At 64.9% G+C, this 16,203-nt stretch carries 12 protein-coding genes; 8 read left to right on the plus strand and 4 right to left on the minus strand.

Going from position 1 to position 16,203, the window contains the following annotated elements; translation table 11 throughout:
• Positions 1 to 41 precede the first annotated feature (41 nt).
• The 3 genes from ACNFIC_RS20145 to ACNFIC_RS20155 form a co-directional block, all read right to left on the minus strand.
• Positions 42 to 1,454, minus strand: a complete 1,413-nt coding sequence (locus ACNFIC_RS20145; protein ID WP_416781726.1) for a DOPA decarboxylase — start codon at positions 1,452 to 1,454, stop codon at positions 42 to 44.
• Between the two features lie 175 nt (positions 1,455 to 1,629).
• On the minus strand, positions 1,630 to 2,574 hold the full coding sequence (locus ACNFIC_RS20150; RefSeq protein WP_416781728.1) for a LysR family transcriptional regulator: 945 nt from the start codon (positions 2,572 to 2,574) through the stop codon (positions 1,630 to 1,632).
• 80 nt (positions 2,575 to 2,654) lie between these two features.
• Entirely contained in the window at positions 2,655 to 3,365 is a 711-nt protein-coding gene (locus ACNFIC_RS20155; RefSeq protein ID WP_138218029.1) for a YebC/PmpR family DNA-binding transcriptional regulator, read from the minus strand.
• 300 nt (positions 3,366 to 3,665) lie between these two features.
• Here ACNFIC_RS20155 and ACNFIC_RS20160 point away from each other — a divergent pair, with 300 nt between their 5' ends.
• From ACNFIC_RS20160 to ACNFIC_RS20190, 7 genes are all read left to right on the plus strand, one after another.
• Positions 3,666 to 4,997 (plus strand): MFS transporter, encoded by a 1,332-nt coding sequence (locus tag ACNFIC_RS20160; protein ID WP_138218030.1) that lies wholly within the window; start codon positions 3,666 to 3,668, stop codon positions 4,995 to 4,997.
• Between the two features lie 3 nt (positions 4,998 to 5,000).
• Positions 5,001 to 5,264, plus strand: a complete 264-nt coding sequence (locus ACNFIC_RS20165; protein WP_138218031.1) for a hypothetical protein — start codon at positions 5,001 to 5,003, stop codon at positions 5,262 to 5,264.
• 227 nt (positions 5,265 to 5,491) lie between these two features.
• Entirely contained in the window at positions 5,492 to 6,040 is a 549-nt protein-coding gene (locus tag ACNFIC_RS20170) for a phage tail protein (protein ID WP_138218032.1), read from the plus strand.
• Positions 6,041 to 6,064: 24 nt separating this feature from the next.
• Complete coding sequence (locus ACNFIC_RS20175) at positions 6,065 to 6,628, plus strand: phage tail protein (RefSeq protein WP_138218033.1); 564 nt, start codon at positions 6,065 to 6,067, stop codon at positions 6,626 to 6,628.
• A gap of 31 nt (positions 6,629 to 6,659) precedes the next feature.
• A complete protein-coding gene (locus tag ACNFIC_RS20180) occupies positions 6,660 to 7,184 on the plus strand; it encodes a phage tail protein (RefSeq protein WP_138218034.1) in 525 nt (174 codons plus the stop codon).
• On the plus strand, positions 7,181 to 7,735 hold the full coding sequence (locus ACNFIC_RS20185) for a GNAT family N-acetyltransferase (protein WP_138218035.1): 555 nt from the start codon (positions 7,181 to 7,183) through the stop codon (positions 7,733 to 7,735). Before ACNFIC_RS20180 ends, ACNFIC_RS20185 begins: the two co-directional genes overlap by 4 nt.
• 105 nt (positions 7,736 to 7,840) lie before the next feature.
• Positions 7,841 to 12,532 carry an autotransporter domain-containing protein gene (locus ACNFIC_RS20190; protein WP_416781730.1) on the plus strand — a complete coding sequence of 1,564 codons (4,692 nt, stop codon included), beginning with the start codon at positions 7,841 to 7,843 and terminating at the stop codon, positions 12,530 to 12,532.
• A 160-nt stretch (positions 12,533 to 12,692) separates the two neighbouring features.
• On the opposite strand, the gene katG is transcribed toward ACNFIC_RS20190, so the two are convergent.
• Positions 12,693 to 14,939, minus strand: coding sequence for a catalase/peroxidase HPI (gene katG / locus ACNFIC_RS20195; protein ID WP_138218037.1), 2,247 nt, complete (start codon positions 14,937 to 14,939; stop codon positions 12,693 to 12,695).
• 284 nt (positions 14,940 to 15,223) lie between these two features.
• Between katG and ACNFIC_RS20200 the strand changes: the two genes are divergently transcribed.
• Complete coding sequence (locus ACNFIC_RS20200; RefSeq protein ID WP_416781732.1) at positions 15,224 to 16,132, plus strand: LysR family transcriptional regulator; 909 nt, start codon at positions 15,224 to 15,226, stop codon at positions 16,130 to 16,132.
• Positions 16,133 to 16,203 lie beyond the last annotated feature (71 nt).

A 16,203-nucleotide genomic window follows, 5' to 3' on the forward strand; every position in this document is an offset into this window, starting at 1 on the left:
TCGCGGTTACTGGATTGGGCCGCTTAGAGCGGCCCTCTTGATCACCGCGCCACAATGGCCTGCAAACGCGCCCACAGCCGCTCGACATCCCCCCGCTCGGTCGGCAGTGCACCCACCGACACCCGCACCATCCAGCGGCCTTGCAAGGTCGCCGGGGTGACATACGCGTCACCGGACGCATTCAAACGCTCGGCCCAACCACGGGTATGCGCGTCCAGCGCGTCCTCTTGCAACCCTTGGGGTCGATGGCGAATGCACAACGTCTGCAACTGCACCGGCGCCAACAGCTCCCAACCCTCGGCAGCCTCAACCTGCTCGGCCAGCCAACGCGCATTGTCCAAGTCGCGGCGCAGCCGCTGTTGCAGGGCCTCGACGCCTTCGCAGCGCAACATGAACCACAGCTTCAGCGCGCGGAACCTGCGCCCCAGTGGAATCCCCCAATCACGCAGATTCTTCACCTCGCCATCGACCGCCGATTGCAGGTAGCTGGGGTTGGTGCTCATCACCCGGATCAGGTGCTGCGGATCACGCACGTAATAGATCGAGCAGTCGAAAGCCACTCCCAGCCACTTGTGCGCATTGACCACCACCGAGTCGGCCAGCTCGATGCCGTCCCACATCCAGCGACACTCGGGCAGGATCATCGCAGAGCCGGCCATGGCCGAGTCCACGTGCAGCCACAACTGGTGCGCCTGGGCGATCTCGCCAATCGGACGCAACGGGTCCAGTGCGGTGGTCGCGGTGGTGCCGGTGGTGGCGACCACCGCGCAGGGCTGGTTACCCGCCGCCAGGTCCTGGGCAATGGCCTCGCGTAACGCCTCCGGGCGCATGGCGAACTGCTCGTCGGTGGCGATCAGGCGGATGTTGTCACGCCCGAACCCCGCCAGCAGCGCGGCCTTGTCCACTGAACTGTGGGCGTGGGCGCTGACGTAGACGATCAGGGGCTTTGCCTGGGCTTGCAGGCCGCCGCGCACCAGCGCGTAATCGGTGCTGCGCTCGCGGGCGCAAATCAGCGCGACCAGGGTGCTGGTCGAGGCGGTATCCTGGATCACCCCGCTCCACTGGCTCGACAAGCCCAGCAGTTGGCGCAGCCAGTCCAGGGTCGTCTCTTCCAGCTCGCTCAGGGCCGGGCTGGACTGCCAGGACAGGCCGAGCACGCCGAGGCCCGTGCTGAGAAAGTCGCCCAGCACCGACGACAGCGTGCCGTTGGAGGGGAAGTAGCCGTAGAAGTCCGGGTGCTGCCAATGCGAAAGACCCGGCATCAACAAGCGCTCGACGTCCTGCACAATCGCCTCGAAGGGCTCGCCCTGGAGGGGCGCCGCATCGGGCAAGGCGGCCTTGAGGTAACCCGGCTGAACCTGGGCCATCACCGGGCGCTCGGCGACGGTCTGGCGGTAGTCGGCGATCAGGTCGATCAGTTGGTGGCCGTACTGGCGAAATTGTTCGGGGGTCACGGGTCGCTCCTGGGGTTCGTGGATCACCTGTGCCGGCCCTTTCGCGGGTAAACCCGCTCCCACAGGTCACGCGTACCTAGAGCGGGTTTACCCGCGAAAGGGCTGGCACAGGCTCTGCTGGACTCCAGTCTAGGCGTCAGCTCTGCTGCGAATAACCCCGCTTCGCGCATAGCTGCTATGGCGAAGGCGCATGCCCGCCGTGTACACCGAACTGCGAGGCGCGCCACAGCTCGTAGACCCGATTGCGCAACCAGCGATGCTCGGCCGAGGCCTGCAGACGCTGGTGCCAGACCACCCAATAGCGCTGGGTGTGCTCGACAAAGCCCAGCGGTCGCCAGGCCAGGCCATGCAGACGGGCGAGCTGGCGGGCAATGTGCTCCGGCACCGTGGCCAGGGCCTCGCCCTGACCGATCACCTGCACCATGGCGCTGAAGAACGGCACCTCCAGGCTGATCCGCCGCTGCAAACCCTGGGCACGTAAGTGACGGTCGATGAAACTGTCCTTGTCGCCCCCGCCAGAGACGCGCACATGCTTGAAGGCCAGGTAGTCCTGCTGATCCAGCACTGCCCTTGCAGCGAGCGGGTGATCCTGGCGCATCAGCGCCACCGCGCGGTCCTCGCCCAACAGGCGACCATGCAGGTTGGGCGGCGACTCATCGAACAGCGTGGTGGCCAGGTCGATCTCGCCACTGGCCAGCAGGGCATATTGCCCGGCCTGCCAGGTGCGGTATTCCAGCGACACACCGGGGGCCTCACGTTCGAGCGCCGCCACTAAACGCGGCAGCATGTGCTCAGCCACGTAGTCCGAGGCCGCCAGGCAGAAGCGCCGCTCGCAGCGGGCCGGGTCGAACGCCGCCGGCTGACGCAGCGCGGCCAGTTCATCGAGCACCTGGCGCAGCGGCTCGACCAGGGTTTCGGCGTGCTCGCTGAGCACGTAGCCACGCCCTTGACGCACCAGCAAAGGGTCGTCGAAGGCTTCCCGCAGGCTCGCCAGTTGACGGCTAAGGGCACTCTGGCTGCACCTCAGGCGCTCGGCGGCATGACTGAGATTTTTCAACTGCAACAGGCAGTCGAGGGTGCGCAGGTGGGCAAGGCTCAGGGAAGCGAAAATGGGGGTCATGGCGAGCTACGAAAACGCTCGCGGGGCAAGCCCGCGCGCAAAGGTGAGCGCTGGCTTGCCCCGCGATGGCGACATCCGGGTCAGTCCGTCAGGCCGACGTAGACGTTCTGTACGTCTTCGTTCTCGTCGATCGCTTCCAGGAACGCTTCGACCTCAGCCAGCGCCTCGGCGCTCAGGCTGGCGGCGCTCACCGGGTTCTTCGGGATGTAACCGATCTTCGCCGAGGTCACGGTGAAGCCCTGGTCAGGCAAGGCCTTCTGCACGGCGTCCAGGTCGGTGGTGTCGGTGATGAACAAGGTCGAGCCCTCTTCTTCACCGGCTTCGAAGTCCTGGGCACCGGCCTCGATGGCGGCTTCTTCAGGATCTGCGGCGGCGTTCGGGGTGGCCTCGATCAAGCCTACGTGGTTGAAGTCCCAAGCCACCGAACCGCTCGCGCCCAGTTGGCCCTTGCGGAACAGCACACGAATCTGCGCCACGGTGCGGTTGACGTTGTCGGTCTGGCACTCGACGATCAGCGGCACCTGATGAGGCGCGTAGCCTTCATAGGTGACAGCGGTATACTGCACGGCATCGCCGTCAAGGCCTGCACCCTTGCGAATGGCGCGCTCGAGGGTTTCGCGGGTCATCGAGGCCTTCTTGGCCTGCTCCACCGCCAGACGCAGGCGCGGGTTCATGTCCGGGTCGGCGCCCGACTTGGCGGCGATCTGGATCTCCTTGGCCAGTTTGCCCATGATCTTGCCCTTGGCGTTGGCCGCGGTTTCTCTATGCTTGGCTTTCCACTGTGCGCCCATTTCAACTCTCTTGTTTCAAGGGCCGGTTCAGGAAGCGACCGGCCAAAAAGTGGGGAGAGTTTATACGCCCTCGCGACGAGGTTCGACAAGAAATCGCAGTAGCCGGCACGCAGCCAGGCCTGCGGTGGCACAGGCGGCTGCCCGCCTGCCCGCGCACCCTGCGGTCGTAACAGGTATCCCAGCGTCGTGCTGGGCTATGCAGCGACGTCGCTCACCCGCTCTACTGGCCCCATAACAACGACGGCGCGCCACGAGTGCGCCGCATATGCCCAGGCTGCCAGACCATCGGAGAGCACATCCATGTCCCGTCCCCATGAGGTTTCGCCCGCCACCTTGCGCCGAGTAATCGCCGCTTCGGCCATCGGTAACTTCGTCGAATGGTTCGACTTTGCCGTGTACGGATTCCTCGCCACGCTCATCGCCAGCCAGTTCTTCGAAAGCGATGACCCCAGTGTCGCCTTGCTCAAGACCTTCGCCGTATTCGCCGTGGCCTTCGCCCTGCGCCCGCTGGGCGGCATCGTGTTCGGCGCGCTCGGCGACCGGCTCGGGCGCAAGCGTATCCTGTCGCTGACCATCCTGCTGATGGCCGGCTCCACCACCTTGATCGGCCTGCTGCCGACCTACGCGAGCATCGGCGTGCTGGCGCCCGCGCTGCTGACCCTGGCGCGCTGCCTGCAGGGTTTTTCCGCAGGCGGTGAATACGCTGGCGCCTGCGCCTACCTGATGGAGCACGCCCCGCAGAACAAGCGTGCGTTCTATGGCAGTTTCGTACCGGTATCGACGTTCTCGGCGTTCGCCTGCGCAGCAGTGATCGCCTATGGCCTGGAAGCCAGCCTGAGCGCCGAGGCCATGAATGCCTGGGGCTGGCGTATCCCGTTCCTGGTGGCCGCACCGCTGGGGCTGGTGGGGTTGTATCTGCGCTGGCGCATGGAAGAAACCCCGGCGTTTCGCCAAGCCATCGCCGAAGGCAAACAGCACGCCCATTCACCGCTGGCCGATACCCTGCGCCACCATGGCCGCACCATTCGCAACCTGGGCGCGTTCATCTCGCTGACCGCGCTGTCGTTCTACATGTTCACGACCTACTTCGCCACCTACTTGCAGACGGTTGGCCAACTGAGCCGCGCCCAGGCGCTGCTGGTGTCCACCGTGGCGCTGCTGTTCGCCGCCGCCGGCTGCCCGCTCGCCGGGGCGTTCAGCGACCGTGTGGGTAGGCGGCGGACCATCGGTTTCACCTGCATCTGGGTGATGCTGGCGGTGTTCCCGGCTTACTGGCTGGCCAGCTCCGGGTCGCTCAGCGGCGCGCTGCTGGGGGTGATCCTGCTGGCCATCGGCGCCTTGATGAGCGGCGTGGTGACTGCCGCGCTGCTGTCCGAGTGCTTCCCAACGCGCAGCCGCTACACGGCCTCGGCGATCACCTACAACGTGGCCTACACCCTGTTCGGCGGCACCGCACCGCTGATCGCCACGTGGTTGATCGAACAAAGTGGCAGCCGCCTGGCGCCGGCGTTCTACCTAGTGGTGATTGCACTGCTGGCATTGATCGGTGGCTTGGCGCTGCCGGAAACCTCGCGGGTGTCGCTGCATGACGAGCCTGTAGGCGAGGTGCCAGGCCAGGCAGAGCGGACCTGAAGCGTGAATCAGAACGGAGCCCATGTCGCCGGCAAGCCGGCGACATGGGCCCTCCCAGGCAGCCGTTTCAATCACAGCAATGCGCATAACGACAGTTCGCGACAAAACAATGTCTTACCGAGCCAAATAGCTATCCGGCATGGATTTTTAGGCTATTCAATATTTAATTTCGCATTAAGAAAATTAAATGGCGCCAATTTAAAGGCAACCCAAACACCCTTCAAACTCTCGTTTGAATATTTGCTGCATGCACCTGAAACAAAGTGATGGCAATTGCCCACCACCTCAGGATAGGATCCAAACAATCCCCCACTGTCCGGCCCGTCTCCCTGGTCGACAGCCCTAGAGCCAAGGATGACGGTGCCCATGCCAAGGACGTGCACACTTCGAAGGTTGTAGTCGTTTATCAGACTTTCATGAATTCGCTGGCACGCGCGCCTCAGTGTGTACTTGCCTGTTTGCCTGATGTTCATACCTAAAACGGAGTTTGAGTTATGGAACCGTTCGTGGGCGAAATTCGCCTGTTTGCTTTCGGCCGCATCCCCGAAGGTTGGCTGCCGTGTAATGGCCAACTGGTCCAGATCACTAATAACCAGCTGTTGTTCGCGTTGATCGGGACGACCTTCGGCGGCAACGGCTCGACCAATTTCGCCCTGCCAGACCTGCGCGGCCGTGTGGCCATCTCGCGCAACGATGTGGCTACCCCCCCGGTGGGTGCGCACACCGTCGGCAGCGTAGGTGGCCAGGAAACCGTGAGTATGACCATGGCGCAGATGCCCCAACATACCCACCTCGTCAATGCCAGCAACCTGTCGACCAACCAGGCCAGCCCTACCAACGGCTACTTTTCCTCCTCGACCACCGTCGATTACAGCGCGCCGTCGCAACCGGCCTATGCGGCCGCGGGCACGCAGATGGTCAGCCTGGCGCCGATAACCGTCGGCAGCGCCGGTGGTGCAGGCACGCCAATGAACAACGTTCAGCCGTTTCTCAGCATGAACTACTGCATTGCCACCGTTGGCTATTACCCACCTCACCCGTAACCCGAGCCTTATTGGAGAACATTCATGTCTGACGCCTGTACTGGTGAAGTTCGCCTGTTCGCCGGCCTCTATGCGCCGCAGAATTGGGGCTTCTGCGATGGCTCACTGCTGCGCATCAGCAATTACCCGGCACTCTACGCATTGCTCGGCACAACCTATGGCGGTGATGGTGTTGCGACGTTCGCCCTGCCGGACCTACGCGGCCGCATTCCGGTCAACCAGGGTCAGGGGAATGGCCTGACCAATCGTCCCTTCGGAAGTTTCGGGGGTAGCGAGACGGTAACGATCACAAACGACAACATGCCCGCCCACACCCATGGGTTCATCGCCACCAAAGCCACCGCCACCGAAACGGCGCCGGGCCCGACCCTGATGTTGGCCACGCTGACCAAAACCAATGTGGTGACCGGCCTGTACACGGACCCTGCACCCGTGACCACTCCGCCCACGCCTGCCACGCCTACCGTGCAACTGCATCCCAACGCGGTCGCGGTCGCCGGCGCCGGCGTACCGCGCAGCAACATCATGGGGTCGCTGGCGATGAACTACATCATCTGCCTGCAGGGCATCTACCCAACGTTCAGCTGACCAACTGCCACCTTTTCAGACGGAGTTACCTATGGAACCCTTTATCGGCGAAGTCAGGCTGTTCCCCTACCAGTACATCCCCCAAGACTGGGCGCTTTGCAATGGCGCGACCCTTAGCATCACGACCAACCAGGCGCTGTTCGCGGTGATCGGGACCACCTATGGTGGCGACGGCAGGAACACATTCATGCTGCCCAACCTCAACGGGCGCGCAGCGGTAGGGGCCGGTGCAGCAGTCACCGGGACCAACTGGCCGGCCGGCACGGCAGCCGGCGGCGACACCCTGCAACTGACCGTCAGCAACCTGCCGCCTCACAACCACACCTTGAACGTGGTCGCCGCAGTAAAGGCAAGTACCGCGATCAACACTCCGGCGAACAACGTCGTACCCACACAACCGACCCGGGTCGCGCTGTACAGCCCTGCACCCAATACCAGCTTGTCGCCGTCCACCTTGGCAACCGCAGGCAACTCGCAACCGATCTACAACATGCAGCCGTTCCTTACGCTGGTTTATTGCATCGCAACCACTGGGATCTTCCCGCCACACCAATGACGACCCTGGACGCACTCAACCAACTGCTGGGCGCAATGCCCGGCCACGCCCTCCCCGGCTTGCGCAGGCAGGCCGAGGAGGATGCGCCGTTGCTGCGCGAACTGTTCGTGGCACGCCGCTGGCAGGAATTCAGTGCCGCGCCCGGATGGAGCGATGCACAACGCCTGGTATTTCTGCATGGGCAGGCGCAGGCGCAGCGCCTGCACTATGAGCAACACTACCCGCGAGCCGACTTCCTGATCGTCGAGCACGCCACCCAAGCCATCGGTCGGCTGTGCCTGTCGCTCGAAAAACACCAGGTTCGTGTGGTCGACATTGCCCTGCTGCCGGCCTATCAGGGCCAGGGCCTGGGCAGCCAATTGCTCGGGGCGGTGCTCGCCCTGGCCGATCACCTGGGCAAACCCTGCGGCTTGAGCGTCGAACCTTCGAGCCCGGCTCATCGGCTCTACACCCGCCTGGGCTTCAAGGCCAGCGAAGATCAGGGCGTCTACCTGCAAATGCTCCGGCCTGTGCCGGCCGACACCACACGGAGCGCGCTCATGGACACCTAGCAGCCCTCTGCAGCCCGTACTGATCGGCGGACCGCAAGAAGCCCGGCCGCCCCAACCTCATTCGAACGACACGCGCTCCGTGATCGTCCATCGGCAGGATGCAGCATGAACGCACCGACCGCATACATGGCCCATTGGGCCCGTTATTTTTTGGCCCTGTGCCTGTTGACCCTGGCCACGCTGCTGTCGGCCCAGGCCCAAGCCGCGCCAAGCATCGTGAGCCCGAGCAAGGGCAGCACACTGACACCAGCGACCCTGAACCAGCCCTACAGCGTCACTTTTACCGCCACCTCCAGTGTGGTGATCGCAGGCTGGTACGAGTGCGACGTGAACGACCCCGGCTACACCGGGCTTGAAAAATGCCTGCCTGCTGGCCTGAGCCTCGCCGAGTCGGTCGGCAGCACCAGCACGACGCTTTCGGGTACGCCTACCGTAGCCGGCACCTATACCTTCCCGATTTCGGTCGCCGATGACAACTTCGATGCCGATGTGGGTAGCTACACACTGGTCGTCGGTAGCAGCGCCGCCCCTACCCTGACCGGCATCAGCCCCAACAGTGGTACCACCGCTGGCGGCACCAGTGTGACCCTGACCGGCACCAACCTGACCGGCGCCACCGCGGTCACCATCGGCGGCACCGCCGCCACCAACGTCACCGTGGTCAACGCCACCACCATCACCGCCACCACCCCGGCGCATGCTGCCGGTGTCGTCAACGTGGTGGTCACCACGCCAGGTGGCTCGGCCACCCTGACCAACGGCTTCACCTACGTGACGCCCACGCCGACCCTGACCGGTATCAGCCCCAACAGCGGCACCACCGCAGGCGGCACCAGTGTGACCCTGACCGGCACCAACCTGACCGGCGCCACCGCGGTCACCATCGGCGGCACCGCCGCCACCAACGTCACCGTGGTCAACGCCACCACTATCACTGCCACCACCCCGGTACATGCTGCCGGTGTCGTCAACGTGGTGGTCACCACGCCAGGCGGATCGGCCACCCTGACCAACAGCTTCACCTATGTGACGCCCACGCCGACCCTGACCGGTATCAGCCCCAACAGCGGCACCACCGCAGGCGGCACCAGCGTGACCCTGACCGGCACCAACCTGACCGGTGCCACCGCAGTCACCATCGGCGGCATCGCCGCCACCGGCGTCACCGTGGTCAACGCCACCACCATCACTGCCACCACCCCGGCACATGCCGCTGGCGCAGGCGACGTGGTGGTTACCACGCCGGGTGGCTCGGCCACCCTGACCAACGGCTTCACCTATGTGACGCCCACGCCGACCCTGACCGGTATCAGCCCAAACAGCGGCACCACCGCAGGCTCCACCAGCGTAACCCTGAGCGGCTCCAACCTGCTGGGCACCACCGGTGTCACCTTTGGCGGTACGGCAGCGACCGGCGTGACCATCAACAGCAGCACCTCGGTCACTGTCACCACCCCAGCACATGCCGCTGGCGCGGTGGATGTGGTACTCAGCACCGCAGGCGGCACGGCCACACTGGTCGCCGGCTATACCTTCGTCGCGCCCAACCCGCCCGTGGCCAATGCGGTCAACGTCACCCTGGCGGCCAACAGCAGCAGCAACGGCATCACCCTGAACATCACCGGCGGCGCCCCCACCAGCGTCGCCGTAGCCAGCGCTGCCAGCAACGGTACGGCCAACACCAGCGGCACCGCGATCACCTACACGCCAAACGCGGGCTATTCCGGTGCCGACAGCTTCACCTATACCGCGCAGAACGCCGACGGCACCTCGGCACCAGCGACCGTGAGCATCACCGTGTCGGGGCCAAGCCTGACGATCACGCCGACCACCCTGCCCAACGCCACCGCCAGCAACAGCTACAGCCAGGCCCTGAGCAGCGCCAACGGCGGCGGCACCTACACCTACTCGGTGAGTGCCGGCGCCCTGCCGCCAGGCATCACCCTCGCTAGCAACGGCCAGTTCAGCGGCACGCCGACGGCAACCGGCACCTACTCCTTCACCATCAGCGTGCAGGACCAATACAACGGCACCGGCAGCCGGGCATACAGCCTGACGGTCGATGCCGCGACCATCGCCATCACCCCGACCACCCTCGGCCCGCTGACCGTTGGCACGGCCTTCAGCCAAACCCTCAGCGCCAGTGGCGGCAACGGTAGCTACACCTGGACCTCCAGCGGCACGCTGCCGCCGGGCATCAGCCTGAGCAACAGCGGGCTGTTCAGCGGTACACCCACCACAGCCGGCACCTACAACTTCACCGTCAACACCACCGACAGCCTGAGTTCGCCCGGCTCGCGCAGTTACAGCGTGACGGTCAACGAACAGGCGCCGATCGCCGCCAACTCGAGCTTGTCGGTACAAGGCGGCAGCAGCGCCAACCCGGTCACGCTGAACCTGAGCGGCGGCTCGGTGACACAGGTCACCATCGTCGCCAATGCCAGCAACGGCACGGCAACCGCCACCGGCAGCAGCGTCACCTACACTCCTAACGCAGGCTATGCGGGCAACGACAGCTTCAGCTTCAGCGCCACCGGCCCAGGCGGCACCTCCAACGTTGCCACGGTCAGCATCACGGTCACCTCGCCGACCCTCAGCATCACCCCGAGCACCCTGCCCAACCCGACCCAAAACGTCGCCTACAGTCAAACCCTGAGCGCCAGCGGCGCAACCGCGCCGTATACCTTCAGCGTGGTTGCAGGCAGCTTACCGGCGGGGCTGAGCCTCTCCAGCGGCGGCGCCCTCAGCGGCACCCCAAGCGCCGTGGGCACGTTCACCTTCACCGTGCGCGCGCTCGACAGCGGCGGTTTCAGTACCCTCCAGGCCTACAGCTTCAACGTCGCCAACCCGACCCCGGTAACCGGTCCGGTGAGCGTCACGGTGGCAGCCAATAGCTCAGCCAACCCGATCACCCTGAACCTCAGTGGCGGCCCCGCCACCAGCGTCAGCGTGGCCAGCAGTCCGAGCCACGGCAGCACCTCGGTCAGCGGCACCAGCATCAGCTACACGCCCACCGCCGGGTTCTCGGGCAGCGACAGTTTCACCTACACCGCCACCGGCACGGGCGGCACCTCGGCAGCAGCTACGGTGAGCATCACCGTGCTACCGCCAACCCTGGCACTCACCCCGGCCGGCGCAAGCCTGCCAGGGGCCACCCAGAATACGGCCTACACCCAGGCCCTGGGTGCCAGCGGAGGCACCTCGCCTTACAGTTATGCGGTCACCAGCGGCGCCTTGCCAACCGGGCTGAGCCTGGACGCCAGCGGCGTCCTCAGCGGCACCCCGACGGCGTTGGTCACCAGCAACTTCACGGTCACGGTTACCGACGCCAACGGCGCCACCGGCAGCCGTGCGTATAGCCTTGAGGTGCAAGCTCAAACGGTGGTGGTGCCGCCGAGCAGCGAAACCATGGCACCCGGCGAAACCGCCACCGTCGACCTGACGCGCGGCGCCACCGGTGGTCCGTTCACCAGTGCCATGCTGCTGTCGGTGAGCCCACCTTCAGCCGGCACCGCGCGCATGACCGGCCCGTTCACCATGAGCTTCGTCCCGGCCGCCGCCTTCAGCGGTAGCGCTGTGGTGAGCTTCCGCCTGCTGGCCGCCAGCGGTAGCGTCGGCAACAGCTTCGTGACCTTCGCCGTGCAAGCGCGCCCTGATCCGACCCGCGACGCCGAGGTGATCGGCCTGCTCAATGCGCAGTCGCGCGCCGCCGAGCGCTTCGCCACTACCCAGATGGACAACTTCAACCGCCGCCTGGAGCAGTTGCACCGCCCCACCTGCGACCGCAACTCGTTCAACGCCAGCGTGCGCCATGGCCGCGATGACGTGAGCCTGGGCAGCCTGGGCAAGGCCCTACGCGACGAGCTGGAAGGCAACGGCAAGGGCGCCGACGAAGACGATGACGAGAAACGCCGGCAGGAACGCGACAGCTCCCGTGCCACCACCGGTGAATGCCGCGAAGAGGCCCTGGCGTTCTGGACCGACGGCTTCGTCAACACCGGTTCCAACCGTACCCGTGGCACCAAGGACAACAGCTTCACCACCTATGGCCTGAGTGCCGGCATGGACTATCGCCTCTCGCCACGCACGGTGGTCGGCGTCGGCTTCGGCTACGGCAACGACCGCGCCGACATCGGCGAGCACGACACCCGCAACGAAGGCGACGCACTGGGCCTGGCGGCGTACCTGAGCGTCAACCCGCTGTCGGAGGTGTATATCGATGCGTTGCTGGGCTACAACCGCATCAGCTTCGATTCGCGCCGCTACGTCACAGCCGATCCGTCCAACGGCTATGCCCGTGGTTCGCGCGATGCCGACCAGCTGTTCGCCTCGCTGACTGCCAGCTACGAGTACCGCCAAGGCCCGCTGTCGCTGGCCCCGTATGCGCGGATCAACAGCAGCTACACCAAGCTCGATGCCTACAGCGAACGAGGTGGTGGTGCGTTTGCCCTGGCCTACGAGGAACAGACCTTGCGCTACTTCACCTCGTTCCTGGGGGTACGCTCGGGCTACGACATCGACACCCGCTTCGGCGTGCTGACGCCACGGGTGGGCCTGGCCTGGGGTCACAACTTCAGCCGCAACGAGGACTACCGCATGCGCTATGCCAACCAGGGCAGCGGCGGTGTGCTGTACCGGCTGTCACCCGATCCGATGGACACCAACTTCATGGACCTGGACACCGGGCTCGACCTGAGCCTGGGGCGTAGCTGGCGTCTTGGCTTCTCGTACAAGACCGCGCTGGGCACCAATGAGCGCAACGAGATGTTCCGCATCGGGCTGGATGGCAAGTTCTGACCGGCAGCTAAAATGCAGAAGGCCGCTGCCTTGCGGGAGCGGCCTTGCCGGGGCGCCGGACCGGCCGGAAAGGGCTGCGTAGCAGCCCCGGCGGTATTGCATGAAGCTGAAATCCTGGGGCCGCTGCGCGGCCCCAACTACTTGTACTGCTGGCTAGCGCTCAGTGCAGGTCGAAGCGGTCCAACTCCATTACCTTCACCCACGCTGCCACGAAGTCCTTGACGAACTTCTCCTGGGCATCGCTGCTGCCATACACCTCGCTCAGCGCACGCAACTGCGCATGCGAGCCGAACACCAGGTCAATCCGGGTGCCGGTCCACTTCACCTGGCCTGTCTTGCGATCACGGCCCTCGAAGGCGTCGTTGTCAGCCGAGGTCGGCTTCCATTCCACGCCCATATCCAACAGGTTGCGGAAGAAATCGTTGCTAAGCACACCGACCTTGTCGGTGAACACGCCATGCTGGCTACCGCCATGATTGGCGCCCAGTACACGCAGGCCACCGATCAGTACGGTCAGCTCTGGCGCAGTCAGGGTCAGCAACTGAGCCTTGTCCAGCAGCAGCTTCTCGGCTTTGACGCTGTAGCGCGCCTTGCTGAAGTTACGGAAACCATCGGCCAGCGGTTCGAGTACAGCGAACGATTCCACGTCGGTCTGCGCTTGGGAGGCATCCACACGCCCTGGGCGGAACGCCACGCTGACACTGTGCCCGGCGTCCTTGGCGGCCTTCTCCACCGCGGCGCTGCCGGCGAGCACAATCAGGTCGGCCAGGGAGACATGCTGGCCACCGGCCTTGAATTCGTCGCGAATCTTCTCCAGCGCCGCCAGCACCTTGTCGGTGCCTTGGTTGGCGGCCCAGCTCTTCTGTGGTTCAAGGCGCAGACGACCACCGTTGGCGCCACCGCGCTTGTCCGACCCCCGGAAGGTGGAGGCCGCAGCCCATGCCGTCGACACCAGCTCGCTGACGCTCAGACCCGACGCCAGGACCTTGGTCTTGAGGGCGGCGATGTCCTGCTCGCTCAGCACCGGGCCATCGGCCTTGGGCAGCGGGTCCTGCCACAGCAGCTCTTCGTTGGGCATTTCCGGGCCCAGGTAGCGCGCCAGCGGGCCCATGTCGCGGTGGATCAGCTTGTACCAGGCGCGGGCGAAGGCGTCGGCGAGCTGCTCGGGGTTATCCTTGAAGCGCTTGGCGATGGGACCATAGATCGGGTCGAAACGCAGCGCCAGGTCCGAGGTCAGCATCATTGGCGCGTGCTTCTTCGACGGGTCGTGGGCATCCGGCACGGTGCCGGCGCCCTTGCCATCCTTGGGCCGCCACTGGTGCGCACCGGCTGGGCTCTTGGTCAGCTCCCACTCGAAGTTGAACAGGTTGTTGAGGTACTCGTTGCTCCAGCGGGTTGGGGTCGAGGTCCAGGTCACCTCCAGGCCGCTGGTGATGGTGTCGCCACCCTTGCCGCTGCCGAACGTGTTGGCCCAGCCAAAGCCCTGCAGCTCAAGGCCCGCCGCTTCCGGTTCAGGCCCGACGTTGTCGGCGGGGCCGGCGCCGTGGGTCTTGCCGAAGGCGTGGCCACCGGCAATCAAAGCCACGGTTTCTTCATCGTTCATGGCCATGCGGCCGAAGGTGTCGCGGATATCCTTACCCGAGGCCACCGGATCCGGGTTGCCTTCCGGGCCTTCGGGGTTGACGTAGATCAGGCCCATCTGCACGGCGGCCAGCGGGTTTTCCAGGTTGCGCTCACCGGCCAAGGTGCGGCTCTGCTCCTCACCATGCTTGGCCGGCTCCGCTACCAGATCGCCCTGGCCGGGCGGCTGGGCCTTGCCGTAACGGGTGTCGCCGCCCAGCCAGACTTTTTCCGAGCCCCAGTACACGTCCTCGTCCGGTTCCCACACATCTGCGCGCCCGCCCGAGAAACCGAAGGTCTTGAAGCCCATGGACTCCAGAGCCACGTTGCCGGTGAGTACGATCAGGTCAGCCCAGGAGATCTTGTTGCCGTACTTCTGCTTGATCGGCCACAGCAGGCGCCGGGCTTTGTCCAGGCTGACGTTGTCCGGCCAGCTGTTGAGCGGCGCGAAACGCTGCTGACCAGACCCCGCGCCGCCTCGCCCGTCGCCGATGCGGTAGGTGCCGGCACTGTGCCAGGCCATGCGGATGAACAGCGGACCATAATGACCGAAGTCGGCAGGCCACCAGTCCTGGGAATCGGTCATCAGGGCCGTGAGGTCTTGCTTGAGGGCCTGGAAATCGAGGCTCTTGAACGCTTTGGCATAGTCGAAACCCGGATCCATCGGGTCGGACTTGCTGGAGTGCTGGTGAAGGATCTTCAGGTTGAGCTGGTCAGGCCACCAGTCACGGTTACTGGTGCCGCCACCGGCGGTTTGATGGAACGGGCATTTCGATTCGTTCGACATCTGCTTGTACCTTTTGGGTCGGGTCTGCTCATCAGGTGTCGTCGGTCTGAACCGACAAGCGGGTTTGCCAAAATCTCAGGACAGCGCTGGCTGGGTCTTGCACCCAGGTGCTCAAGCGCCAGACACATCGGCATTTCACGGGGCCACGGAAAGACTAGCCGAGCTTGGCCAGAGGTCTAATAGAGCCGCTATTGAGTGCCGATAGCCTGCGCACATCGGTACAAGCCAGGCGCGGCCGATCTGTGCTTGAATCGAGAGTCTTACTCCGTCCAAGGCCCCTGTGCATGAACCGCAACGACCTGCGCCGCGTCGACATGAACCTGTTGGTGGTGTTCGAAGCCCTGATGCTCGAACGCAACCTGACCCGCGTGGGCGAAAAGCTGTTCATCACCCAACCTACGGTGAGCGCTGCCCTGGCGCGCCTGCGCGACCTGTTCGACGACCCGTTGCTGATCCGCAACGGCCGGGCCATGGAGCCCACGCCCCGAGCCATGCAGATTTTCCACGAACTGGGCCCGGCCATGGACGTAATTTCCGCGGCAATCAGCCGTGCCAAGGCCTTCGACCCGGCTAGCAGCTGCAATGTGTTCCGTCTGGGCCTGTCGGATGATGCCGAGTTCGGCCTGTTCCCTGCCCTGCTCGAAGCGTTACGCCGTGAAGCGCCGCAAATCAGCGTGGTGGTGCGCCGCGCCAACTTTCTATTAATGCCGGGGCTGCTGGCCAGCGGCGAAATCTCAGTGGGTGTCAGCTACACCACCGACCTGCCGGCCAACGCCAAGCGCCGCAAGCTACGCGACATTGGCGTACGGGTGCTGCGCGCCGACGACCGGCCAGGGCCGCTGACCCTCGACGAATACTGCAACCGCCCTCACGTGATGGTGTCGTTTTCTGGCGACATGAGCGGCAACATCGACCTGGACCTGGCGCGCATAGGCCGCTGCCGCAAGGTGGTGTTGGCGGTGCCACAGTTCGGCAGTCTGCGGGCACTGCTGCGCAACACCGAGATGATCGCCACCGTCCCCGACTACGCCGCCTGTGCCCTGGCCGACGACGGCAGCTTGCGGGCAGACCCTGCGCCGTTCGAGATCAGCGAAGCGGAGCTGTCGATGGCCTGGAGCAGCGCCCACGACAACGACCCCGCCGAACGCTGGCTGCGTGAGCGTATCCTGCACTTCATGAGCAGTGCCCGCTGAATCATCGATCCTGTCGATAGCGACCATGCCTGCCATCGAGTTCCGTCGATGGCCGCAGACGACGAAGATAG

It is taken from the genome of Pseudomonas sp. NY15463 (assembly GCF_048068415.1).
GTDB lineage: Bacteria > Pseudomonadota > Gammaproteobacteria > Pseudomonadales > Pseudomonadaceae > Aquipseudomonas > Aquipseudomonas mosselii_C.